This is a genomic window from Amycolatopsis samaneae, assembly GCF_039541975.1.
Classification (GTDB): Bacteria; Actinomycetota; Actinomycetes; order Mycobacteriales; family Pseudonocardiaceae; genus Amycolatopsis; species Amycolatopsis samaneae.
On the sequence record NZ_BAABHG010000008.1, the window covers coordinates 449763 to 460530 of the forward strand.

Consider the following 10768-nt stretch of genomic DNA (forward strand, 5'->3'; position numbering starts at 1 on the left):
TGTGATGTGGCGCTGGTGCCCTAACCGTACCGGCGCCGATGCCCCGCCGGGCCGGGTGACGCGGCGTTTCTCCTCAGGCGGGCCGAACGTGCACGACGTCGCCCGCGAACACCGTGTGCCTGCGGCCGTCGGCGACGTCGACCTGCAGTTGCCCCGCCGGGTCGACGTCGGCGGCCCTGCCGGTCAGCGCGGTGCCGTCCGGCAGCTGGACCTCGACGTCCTGGCCGAGCGTGGCGCAGTGCCGCCGGTACTCGCCGAGCAGCCCGGCCTCGGTCAGGTCGCCCCCGGCGAGGCGCCAGCGGCGCTCCCGGTCGTCCAGCTCGGCCAGCAGCAGCGCCGCGACCTCGCCGCGGTCGGTGGCCGTCGCGCCCTGTTCGGCCAGCGACGTCGCGGGCAGCCCGCCCGCGCCCGCCGGGACGTTCTCCCCGAGCGGGAGCACGTTGAGCCCGATCCCGAGCACCACGGCGGCGTCCTGCCCGGCGATCGCTTCGGCGAGGATGCCCGCGCACTTCGCGTGCGCGGGCCCGGCGAGGACGTCGTTGGGCCACTTCAGCACCGCGTCCACCCCGAGCCGCTCGGCGGCCGCGCGCACGGCCAGCCCGGCGACGATGGACAGCGAGCCCAGCGCGGTGAACGACACGCCGTGCGGGCGGAGCCCGACGCTGAGGTACAGGCCCGATCCCTTCGGCGACACCCAGGTCCTGGCCCGCCTGCCGACCCCGGCGGTCTGCTCCTCGGCGATCAGCACCGTCCGGTCGGCGGCGCCCTTCGTGAGGGATTCCCGCAGGTCGGCATTGGTGGAGCCGGTGCTGGGCACGACCTCGACCGCGGCGTACCGGTCACCCAGCCGGTCCCGCAGGAGGTCACCATCGATGGACGCCATGCGCCCACAATATGAGAGTCCCCCTAACGCGCAAGCCGTTCGCTCGTTACCCGGATGTGGGCTCTTCTAACCTGGACGACGTGACGCCGCCCGAACCCGCGCCCGACGCCGCTCCGAAACCGACTTCGTGGGCCCGTGGCGCGGCCCTGCGCGGGCTGGTCGCCCTGCCGCTGGTGGCCGGGCTGGCCACCGCGGGCTGGCTGGTGACCCGCGAGGACGCCCCGGCCGCCGCGCCGCCGCCCGTCCCGGTGCCCGCGGCGAAGACCGGCGCCCCGGCGTCCGGTCCGTCGGTGCTCGAGGTGAGCGCGCCGGTCAAGGCGACCGAGCCGAGCCAGGGCGGGGCCAGCGGCGGCCGGAACCCGCTCCAGGACTGGGCCGACAAACTGGCCGGGCCGCTGGACATCCCGGCGAACGCGCTCATCGGCTACGCCAACGGCGAGCTCCAGCTGCGGTCCGAGCAGCCCGGCTGCCACCTGTCCTGGGTGACACTGGCCGGGGTCGGCTCGGCGCACTCGAACCACGGCCGGACCGCGGACCCCCGGCGCGGCCCGCTCGGCCTTTCCCCGGCGCAGTGGGCCAAATACGGCGGCGGGGTCCCCGGGATCGCGAAGCCCGCGGTGACCGACCTCGACTCGGCGTCGGTGGCGGCCGGGCGGGCGCTGTGCTCCGGCGGCGGCGATCTCGGCGGCGGCAACGGCTGGTGGAAGGCCGTCGCGAACTACAAGAGTCTCGCGGGCGGCGGCAACGACACTGGATCTGATGCCGCCTCCGCGGGAAAAAGTACGTCGGCGGAGCTGTTCCGGCAGCGCGTGCTCGGCACCGCCCAGCTGTACGCGACGCTTTCGCTCGACCCGGCGAAGTCCGGCACGCCGGCGGTGCGCGCGACCCGGTTCGCGCTCGGCCAGCTCGGCCTGCCCTACGTGTGGGGCGGCAACGGTCCCGAGGCGGGATCCGCCGGGTTCGACTGCTCCGGGCTGACCAAGGCCGCCTACGACAGCGCCGGGGTCGCGTTGCCGCGCACCGCGCACACCCAGTACCTCGCGACCCAGCGGGTGCCCGGCGACCAGGAGCCGAAGCTCGGCGACCTCGTCTTCTACGGCAACCCGGCGGTCGACATCCACCACGTCGGCCTCTACCTCGGCAACGGGCTGATGATCAACGCGCCGACCGAGGGCCAGGCGGTCCAGATCCACACCTACCACACCCGCGGTGACGACTACGCCGGCGCGGGCCGCCCCGCCTGACGAGCGCCTGGTGCGGTTTCCGCGCGTCCGGGAATCTCGACCACGACCTCGTACAGCGCGGGGTTGGGGGTGGCGATCTGCGCGGCCTCGGCGACCGACGAGCGGAACTTCCCGTGGTTCCGCGTCGCCGCCAGCCAGTCTTCCTCGCTGTCCCAGTGCGCCACGTTGACGAGCTGGAACCGCGAATCCGGCAGCAATGCGCGGTGCAGGCGGACATCCCGGAAGCCGGCCGCGTCCCGCAGCAGCTCGGCCCGTTCCCGCCAGTGGCCGACGAACTCGTCCACCCGGTCCGCGGGGATCTCGAAAACGTTGATGAACGTGACGCCATCACTCATGGTGAGCACACTCCTGTCGATCATGAGGCCAGTGCGCGGAGCGCGGCCGCGGTGAATCCGTCCAGGGGATAGAACAACTCGATCGCCAGCTCGGACAGCGTCACATCGGCCGGAGCGCCGAAGGTGGCCATGGTGCTGAACATCGACAGCTCTCCGTGGGGAGTTCGGACGCGTAGCGGAACCTGTATCGGGCTTGGCGAGTTTTCGACGTCGCCGGCCTGCTCCATGGCCGCGGGGACGGGATACCGGCTGACTTCCTCGTACAGCGCGCGCAGCTGGGTGTCTCCGGTGGCGTTGACCTGGCGAAGCAGTCGTTCGAGGAAGAGCGCTCGGACCTCGTGGAGGTTGGCCAGTCGCGACGCCAGCCCGTCGGGATGCAGGGCCAAGCGGTACACGTTGGGTTGTGGCTGCCGCAGGTGCGGGGGTATGCCGTCCATGAGCACAGCCATGGACCTGTTGCCGGTCACCACGTTCCACTGGCGGTCGACCACCACCGCCGGGTACGGCTCGTGCGCGGTCAGCATGGTGTCGAGCGCCGACCGGATCGACGTCATGGTTTCGTCGTCGAGGCTGCTCTCACGGTAGGCCGGTGCGTAGTCGGCGGCCAGCAGCAGGGTGTTCCGCTCGCGCAAGGGAATGTCCAGAGCGCGTGACAGGCGTAGCACCATCGTCCGGCTCGGCCGGGCGCGGCCGGTTTCCACACACGACAGATGCCGGGCGGAAGTGTCCGCGAGGAGGGCGAGATCGAGCTGGCTGAGACTGCGGCGCTGCCGCCACTCCCGCAGCAGCATCCCCACTCCGGCCGGTTGGTGTGTGTCCATGACGCCGGAGCGTAACCGTTGTGGATCACCGGCTCCATGACCTCGGAGGTCATTGAGCTCATGCTCCGCACCATGCCACCGTCGGCACGTACCAGGCTTGACCAAGGGACCGAGGAGACAGGCATGAGCATCCTGAGCACTTCCCCCCAGCATGACGCGATGCCGCCCGGCGGCACTTCGGACCTGCTGCGCGGCAGCCTGCGGATCGACGGCTGGGGCACCGCCATCTTCGGCGTGGCCATGCTGGTGGGCGGGCGATGGCTCACCGGTCCGCTCGGCCTGCCGCCCACCTGGCTCGTTCCGATCGGAATCGCCATGGTGGGCGGTGCCGCCGCCCTCGGCCTGATCGCCGGCTATCCGCGGATCCCGCCGCGGCTGGCCGGGTGCGCCATCGCGGGCAACGCCTTGTCCGGCGTGGCGATCCTCGCCCTCCTGGCCACCGGCTTCTTACCGCTCACCGGCCTGGGCACCGCCTTCATGCTTGCCGGGGCCGCCTGGGTCGCCACATTCGCCGCGCTGGCGGTCATCGGCGTCGGACGCTCACCCCGCCAATCGTGAGAAAAGGCCGGTGGCGTGCCCGTCTCGTGGTCATGTCCGCACGGAAACCACACCTAGGCGGGATCGAGCGCGCGGACGAGCCCGGCCCGGCCCGCCGGTTCCCAGGTCGGCTTGCCCCCGGGGAGACCGAGCCTGCCGTCGCGCCCGATGCCGATCAGGCACAGCGCACGCAGGATGGCCCACCCGCGGGCCCGCGTGACAGTGTCCTCGTCCACGTCCTCGTAGGCGTCGAAGAGCCGGTTCGCCGTGCCCGTGGGCAACAGGATCCAGGCGGCGGACAGATCGCTCGCCGGATCGCCCGAGCACAGGTCGCCGAAGTCGATCACCCCGGAGAGCGTCCCGTCCCGCACCGTCACGTTCGCGGGATGCAGGTCGCCGTGCAGCCACCGCGGTTCGCCGCGCCACGCGGGCGCCGCGAGGGCCTTCTCCCAGACCTCCCAGGCGGCGTCGGCGCTCAGGTCCTCGGGCAGGACCGCCATCCACTCGGTGAACGCGTCCGCCAGCCCGGCCAGCGGGATGCCACGCGTGGGACTGACCGGGGCGTCCGCGGGCGCGCGGCGGTGCAGGGCGCGGAGAAAGCACGCGAGCGTCCCGGCCGCGCCGGCGTCAGTGATCGGCGCGAGGTCCGCCGGTTCGCCCTCGACCCAGCGCGTGACGGTCCAGGTATGCGCGAACCGGGCCGAAGGCTCGCCGACGCGGACCGGGACGGGCGTCGGCAGCGGCAGGCGCCCGGCGAGCACGGGCAGCCATTTCTGCTCGGTGCGCAACAGGGACGGGGCCCGCTCGCTGCGTGGCAGGCGCACGGCCAGTTCCGTCCCGAGCCGCCACTGCCGGTTGTCCCAGCCACCGGCGACCTCGCGGAGTTCGAGCTCCGCGAGATCCGGATGCTGGTCCCGCAGCAGCGCTTCCACCAGGTCCCGCCCGGCCTCGTCCATCGATGGGCCTCCCGACCGTTGACGTCGGCCGCAAGCTAGCAGGCGACGAGGGCCGTCCCGCCTAGACCGGCTCGACGCGGAAGACCGTGCAGCGGTCGGCCACCGCCTCGAACTCCTCCGGCGTCCCCTTCTCGACCAGTCCGGTCTTGATCATCATCGGTACGCCGTGAGGTACCTCGCGGGGGAACGCCCGCAGGATCGGGCCGCGCTCGCCGACCGGGAGCTCGACCAGCCGGACCCGCTCCTCGCGCTTGCCGCGGGCCAGCACGGCGGTGCCGGCGGCGCGCACGTTGCGAACCCAGTCGGCGCCGTCGATCCCGCCGAGCAGATACCGGTTCCCGCCGACCAGGTAGGGCGAGACCGGGGTGGTCCTCGGTTGCCCCGACTTGCGGCCGGGCACGGTGAGCAGGTGGATGGTGCCGATCCGGACGCCCAGCCGGTACAGCGTGGTCACCACCCGGTTCATCGCCTTGAGGCCCCGCGGCAGCGTGGTCCGGTGCGTCGCGTTCATGTCGTGTCTCCTTCGTCGTCGGGTATCCAGCCGAGTTCGCCGCTCTCGAAGTCCTGGACGGTTTCCCGTAGCCAGCCGAGTTCTGCCCGGCGCATCGCCTGCGTGTATTCGGTTTCCAGGAGCACCGGCCGCGGAATGCCCGCGGCCGCGGCGGAGGCCAGGTCGGCGTCCGTCCGCTCGATCAGCCCCGCCAGCGCGTCCGCCCGGCCACGCAACAGTTCCCGCGTCTCGGCCGGGGCGAGGTGCCCCCAGTGCGCGAGCCCGGCGGCGAAGACGGGGAACTCCTCGGCCCGTGTGCCGAGGTATTCGCGGAGCTGGGAGAGCAACTCCTCGCGACCGGCGTCGGTGATCGCGTAGACGGTGCGCTCGGGACGCGCGCCCGCGCGTTCGGTGCCGGTCGCGGTGATCAGTCCCAGCTCGACGAGCCGGGGGATCGTGTCGTAGAGCGAACCTCCGCGCAGGCGCACGACGTCGTCGACGCGCCGGTCCCTGATCAGCGTCTGCATCTCGTACGGGTGCCGGGGCCGCTCGTTGAGCAGGCTCAGCACGACGAGGTTCAACGGGGTGCGCCGCGCGCGGCGAGCGATCATGGTTCACCTTATAGCCGAGTTCGATTGAACGAGTTCGAGTATATGGTGAACGGCGTGCCCGTCAACCGCCGCGACCCGGCGGCCGGGGCCCGGCAGGTTTCCGGGGGAGCCGGGGCGCCCGGACTGGACGGCCGTTGGTCGGTTTCCGCCGGGTGAGGGGTCCGGCGGGTTCGTCACCTTCGCGTGGGCGAAATTCACCGACGGGCCGGTCATCTTCCCCGAGATAACGCCAACGTGCGAAGTGGCCGAATTGCGCAGCTCGGTTTCGAGGGGGTGATTGTCGAGTTTTCCCGCGCCGAATTCACCGGCGCTGCCAGGTTTCCCACCGCGTGGGTGACCAGGGGTGGCCGTGTCCCTGTTGATCTGCGACGATGCTCTACCGTCACGAGCCCTTCACCTCGCCAGCAAGGAGCGTCCGGTGGCCTCACGCCTGAATCCGTACATCAGCTTCTCCGACAACGCGCGGCAAGCCATGGAGTTCTACGAGAGCGTGTTCGGCGGCACGTTGACCCTGAACACGTTCGGGGACTTCGGCGGGCCGGAGGCCGCGGACAAGATCATGCACGCCATGCTGGAGACCGAAAAGGGATTCACCATCATGGCGGCCGACACCCCGCCCGGGATGGAACACAACCCCGGCACCAATATCTCCGTGAGCCTGAGCGGCGACGACGCCGGGGAATTGCGTGGCTACTGGGAAAAACTCTCCGAGGGCGGCACCGTCCCGGTTCCGCTGGAGAAACAGATGTGGGGCGACGAGTTCGGCATGTGCGTCGACAGGTTCGGTATTTCCTGGATGGTCAACATCAGCCAGCCCTCCTGACCGCGAAGGTCCGTGAATGCCTCATGAGGGACTCTGAGTCCCTCAATGAGGTTTTCTCAGTAGTGGCGGGTGGCCGTGGGGGTGTCGTGTCCTGAAGGGGCCCTTCGGGACGGTGAGCGTCTCCAAGGGAACCTTCGGGACATCAGGTCGGCGAAGCCCACGTCGCGAACGGAGCGTTCGGGACGTTGATCGTCCCCTACGACGCGTACGAGACATCCTCGCCCGGCCACACCACACCCTAGTGAGAAAACCCCAATGTGGCGTTCGCTGCGTTGGACGCACCCAATGCCACATTGGGGTTTTCTCACTGGGAGTGAGCTCTGGTGCCCGGGGTGCACTGAAGGCGTCCTTCAGTGCGGCCAACGCACTGAAAGCGTCCTTCAGTACACCGCTCACCCCACGCAAGGCCACCAGCATCACTCGCTGTCCCCGACGCTCCGCTCGGGACGCGGGCTTCGGCTGAGACGATGTCACGAATGCGACATTCGTGACGCTGAACGTCGCCAATGCGACATTCGTGACACCAGCACACCCCCAACCGCTACTGAGAAAACCTCAATGTGACATTCACGGACCCGGACGGCTACTCCGTGCCGAGTGAGATCGCGATCTCCTCCAGGACCCGCAGCTGCTCCTGCATGCCGACCTCCATGCCGGAGGCGAGGATCGCGTCGCGCAGTTCCCTGCCAGGGGCCAACGTCAGGATCGACAGCGTCGTGCGACCGTCCACTTCGGAAAAGGACCGCGTGGACGTCGAGTCCTTTCTCGGCGGTCACACCGGGAAAACGCGGCCGGGAAAACGCCGACCTCCGCTGATCAGTCCACTATGGACATCAGTGCCGGGCCGGCGGGCTGCCGAGCCCGGCGTCCCGTGCCCGGACGATGGCCTCCGCGCGGTCGGCCACGTGGAGCTTGCTGAACACGTTCGAGATGTGGTTGCGCACGGTTTTCGGGCTCAGGCACAGGGTGCTGGCGATGAAGGCGTTGCTGTGCCCGCTCGCGATGAGTTCGAGCACCTCGCGTTCGCGGGTGGTCAGCTCGGGGAACACCGGCTCGGTGCTGGGCAGCGGCTGGTTGAAGAAGCCGAGGACGCGGTTGGCGATGTCCGGCCCGAAAATGGCCTCGCGCCGGGCGACCGCCTGCACCGCGCGGATGATCTCGTCGGGCTCGGCGTCCTTGAGCAGGTAGCCCCGCGCGCCCGCGCGCATCGCGGCGAACACCGACTCGCTCTCGTCGGCCATCGTCAGCATGAGCACGCCGGCCTCCGGGCACTCGGCCACGATGTGCCGGGTCGCCTGGATACCGGACAGGTCGGGCAGGTGCAGGTCCATCACCACGACGTCGGGGTGCAGCGCGACGGCCGCGCTGACCGCCTGCGTCCCGTTCGCCGCCTCGCCGACGACCTCGATCGCCGGCTCGGCGGCGAGCAGGGTGCACACCCCGAAACGGAAGAGCGGATGGTCGTCCACGACGAGCACGCGAAGCCGGTCGGTCATGTGGTCTCCTTCGGCGCCGAAGATCAACCTCGCAAGGCCGGCGCCGGGAAGGCGGTCTCCGCCGTCCACACCGCACACCGCCCGGCCTGAATTAAACGCACGATGAGTATCGCGTGGCGGCGGCGGACGGCCCAAGCGGTTTACCGCACCGGCCAGGTGGGGAGCACCCGTTCGGGCCCGCGGAGGGGAGCGAGGGACCTTTGCTACCGCCCAGCGATAGTAAAGGTCCCTCGCTTCTCATGTACAGAGAGTCGCCACGCGCCGGGGAAACGCCGTCAAGGCCACCTTATGGGCGTCCGACGCCCGCAAGGCGGCCTTGACGGCACGACGGTGCGGAACGGTCAGCGGGGCAGGCGGGTGACCTGGTCGCTGTCGCGGCGGCGCTCGCCCAGCTCGTCCGGGAAGACCCACTTCTTGAATCCCCAGAACCGGAACACCATCGCGAGCAGCATGCCGATGATCGACCCGCTGGCGAAGTCCGCGATCTCCTGGACGAGCCGCGACACATGTGGCGTTTCCAGGTGGAAGACGTACCGCGACGCGTAGAGCGGGATCAGGTTCACCACCACGGCGACACCGCTGATCACGAAGAACAGCGCCGCCTCGTGGGTACGCTCCCGGCCGCCGCGGGTACGGAAGGACCATTCGCGGTTGAGGATGTAGGACACGATCGTCGCCACGATGATCGCGATCGCCTTCGCCGTCGTCGGCTTCGATTCCAGCACGCTCAGCTTCAGCAGGTACCAGACGCCGTTGTCGACCAGGAACGTCGTGCCGCCCACGATCGCGAACTTCAGGAGCTCCCGGTGTTTGATCAGCACCGAGCGCAGCGGCTCCGGCGTGCGGTTGAGCACGGATTCGACGACGGTCACCACCGCATTCTAGGAGAGAACGAGCAGGTGGATGGCTCAGGCGGCCATGCTGTCGTGAATGTCCGGATCCTTGGGCCCGTCCGCGGACCGCCCGCGCGGCCGGGCGTTCTCCTCGGGAAACACCCATTTCTTGAACGCCCACCAGCGGAACGCCGTGCCCAGCAGTGTCCCCAGCACGATCCCGCTCACGAAGTCGGCGATCTCCTGCCCGGCGAAGGTGACGTGCGGTACCTGCAGCTGGAGCACGTAGCGCGACACCGCGAGCGGGACCGCGTTCAGGCCCAGCGCGATCCCGCTGAACAGGAAGAACAGCGCGGCCTCGTGCCTGCGCTCCCGGCCGCCTCTGGTCCGGAACGACCATTCGCTGGTGGCGACGTAGGAAAAGATCGTCGCCACCAGTGTCGCGAAGATCTGCGCGGTCAGCGGCTGCGCGCGCAGCACGGTGAACTTGAGCCCGTAGTTGACCGCCAGCGTGATCACGAAGCTCAGTCCGCCCACCACGGCGAACCGGATCAGTTCGCGGTGCTTGCCCAGCAGTTCCCGCACCGCGCGGACGCTACTCCCGTGGCAGGCCGAAATGGTTGCCAGGGTGGCTCGGGCCGGTCGGTGTGGTGGACGTGCCCGGCTGCGGCGGCGCGCCCGTGGTCACCGGTGCCGAGGACTGCTTCGGCTGCGGCGTTTCGGACGTCGTCACCGGCGGGACGCCGCTGTGGCCCGGCGACTTCTTCGGCGTGCTCTTGCCGGGGCTCGTCGTGGCGGACGGCGCCACCGACGGGGTCGAGGGTGCCGTGGACGGGGCGAGATCCTTCGGCGGGCACCAGTCGAAGTACACCTCGACCGGCTTCGCCGTGGCGGTGCCGAGCCGTCCGCCGACGGTCACCGGCTGCCCGGCGGGCGGGCGCCCGCGCAGCTGGACCCACAGGTTGACGTGCTGCCCCGGCGCGAGCGCGCCGGTGGTCGTGCAGGTCATGCCCTCGGCGGTCGGGCGGCACGGGAAGCCGCGCAGGCTCCACCAGCTCGACAGCGCGTGGTCGAAGGTCACGGTGACCGGCTTCGTGGTCTTCCCGGTGTTGTGCACCCGCACGTAGATCCGCGGGTTGTGCCACCACGGGAGGGTGGACAGCCAGTCGCTCTCGGCCTCCAGTGCCACCGCGTCCGGCGGCGGCTTGACCGCGACCTTCACGCTCAGCGTGACGGTGATCCGCGCGCCCGAGGTGACCGAGCCGGTGACGGTGCTGCCGGGTTCGGCGGTGTCGTCGGCCTTCAGCAGGAAGGTCAGCACCGCGGACTGGCCCGGCTGCAGGCCGCTTCCGGTCCGGCAGGTGACCGTGCCCTCGCCACCGGGACAGCTGACGGCGATCGGGGCGTCGGCGGCCATGGCGTACCCGCGCGCGCCGGGGGCACCGCCACCACCGGCGGGCACCGCGTGCACGCCGGTGGGCAGGTTCAGGGTGGCCACGACCGGTTCGGACGGGCTCCCGCCGTCGTTACGCACCGTGATGGGCAGCTTCGCGGGCTGCTCACCCGGTTGCAGCGTGATGCCCTCGGGCGGCGTCGTCGCGCTCATCTTCGGCGGCGCCGGGAGGGTGGGCGGCGCGCTCGGCGGGGGCTGCTGGTTCGGCGGCGCGGCCGAGGGCGGCGGCACCGCGGGCGGCGCGGCGGCCGCCGGGGGAGGCGCCTGCGGCGGCGGGGGCGGTGGG

At 70.7% G+C, this 10768-nt stretch carries 14 protein-coding genes; 3 read left to right on the forward strand and 11 right to left on the reverse strand.

Annotation, left to right across the window (positions count from 1 at the left end):
• Positions 1-73: 73 nt before the first annotated feature.
• Positions 74-883: a biotin--[acetyl-CoA-carboxylase] ligase gene (locus tag ABD987_RS23485; protein ID WP_345397434.1), complete on the reverse strand. Its 810-nt coding sequence runs from the start codon at positions 881-883 to the stop codon at positions 74-76.
• Positions 884-963: 80 nt separating this feature from the next.
• Between ABD987_RS23485 and ABD987_RS23490 the strand changes: the two genes are divergently transcribed.
• Positions 964-2127 (forward strand): C40 family peptidase, encoded by a 1164-nt coding sequence (locus tag ABD987_RS23490; RefSeq protein ID WP_345397437.1) that lies wholly within the window; start codon positions 964-966, stop codon positions 2125-2127.
• Here ABD987_RS23490 and ABD987_RS23495 read toward each other — a convergent pair.
• Positions 2100-2462 carry an antibiotic biosynthesis monooxygenase family protein gene (locus ABD987_RS23495; RefSeq protein ID WP_345397440.1) on the reverse strand — a complete coding sequence of 121 codons (363 nt, stop codon included), beginning with the start codon at positions 2460-2462 and terminating at the stop codon, positions 2100-2102. The two genes, ABD987_RS23490 and ABD987_RS23495, sit on opposite strands and share 28 nt — an antisense overlap.
• A gap of 20 nt (positions 2463-2482) precedes the next feature.
• Positions 2483-3283, reverse strand: coding sequence for a helix-turn-helix domain-containing protein (locus ABD987_RS23500; protein ID WP_345397443.1), 801 nt, complete (start codon positions 3281-3283; stop codon positions 2483-2485).
• A gap of 123 nt (positions 3284-3406) precedes the next feature.
• On the opposite strand from ABD987_RS23500, the gene ABD987_RS23505 reads away from it, so the two are divergent.
• The gene (locus ABD987_RS23505; RefSeq protein WP_345397447.1) at positions 3407-3841 is read left to right on the forward strand and encodes a hypothetical protein; all 435 of its coding nucleotides are present in this window, start codon (positions 3407-3409) and stop codon (positions 3839-3841) included.
• Between the two features lie 53 nt (positions 3842-3894).
• Here the strand turns inward: ABD987_RS23505 and ABD987_RS23510 are convergent, their stop codons facing one another.
• From ABD987_RS23510 to ABD987_RS23520, 3 genes are all read right to left on the reverse strand, one after another.
• Complete coding sequence (locus tag ABD987_RS23510) at positions 3895-4776, reverse strand: aminoglycoside phosphotransferase family protein (RefSeq protein WP_345397450.1); 882 nt, start codon at positions 4774-4776, stop codon at positions 3895-3897.
• Positions 4777-4837: 61 nt separating this feature from the next.
• Entirely contained in the window at positions 4838-5287 is a 450-nt protein-coding gene (locus ABD987_RS23515) for a nitroreductase/quinone reductase family protein (protein ID WP_345397453.1), read from the reverse strand.
• Entirely contained in the window at positions 5284-5877 is a 594-nt protein-coding gene (locus ABD987_RS23520) for a PadR family transcriptional regulator (protein WP_345397456.1), read from the reverse strand. Before ABD987_RS23520 ends, ABD987_RS23515 begins: the two co-directional genes overlap by 4 nt.
• Positions 5878-6295: 418 nt before the next feature.
• Here ABD987_RS23520 and ABD987_RS23525 point away from each other — a divergent pair, with 418 nt between their 5' ends.
• Entirely contained in the window at positions 6296-6700 is a 405-nt protein-coding gene (locus ABD987_RS23525; RefSeq protein WP_345397552.1) for a VOC family protein, read from the forward strand.
• 583 nt (positions 6701-7283) lie between these two features.
• On the opposite strand, the gene ABD987_RS23530 is transcribed toward ABD987_RS23525, so the two are convergent.
• From ABD987_RS23530 to ABD987_RS23550, 5 genes are all read right to left on the reverse strand, one after another.
• Positions 7284-7430, reverse strand: coding sequence for an SRPBCC family protein (locus ABD987_RS23530; protein ID WP_345397459.1), 147 nt, complete (start codon positions 7428-7430; stop codon positions 7284-7286).
• Positions 7431-7533: 103 nt separating this feature from the next.
• Positions 7534-8196 (reverse strand): response regulator, encoded by a 663-nt coding sequence (locus tag ABD987_RS23535; RefSeq protein WP_345397462.1) that lies wholly within the window; start codon positions 8194-8196, stop codon positions 7534-7536.
• A gap of 341 nt (positions 8197-8537) precedes the next feature.
• Positions 8538-9068: a GtrA family protein gene (locus tag ABD987_RS23540; protein ID WP_345397465.1), complete on the reverse strand. Its 531-nt coding sequence runs from the start codon at positions 9066-9068 to the stop codon at positions 8538-8540.
• A gap of 36 nt (positions 9069-9104) precedes the next feature.
• Entirely contained in the window at positions 9105-9614 is a 510-nt protein-coding gene (locus ABD987_RS23545; RefSeq protein ID WP_345397468.1) for a GtrA family protein, read from the reverse strand.
• A gap of 10 nt (positions 9615-9624) precedes the next feature.
• The coding region (locus ABD987_RS23550) for a COG1361 family protein (protein ID WP_486303886.1) at positions 9625-10768 on the reverse strand (1144 nt) is incomplete at its 5' end.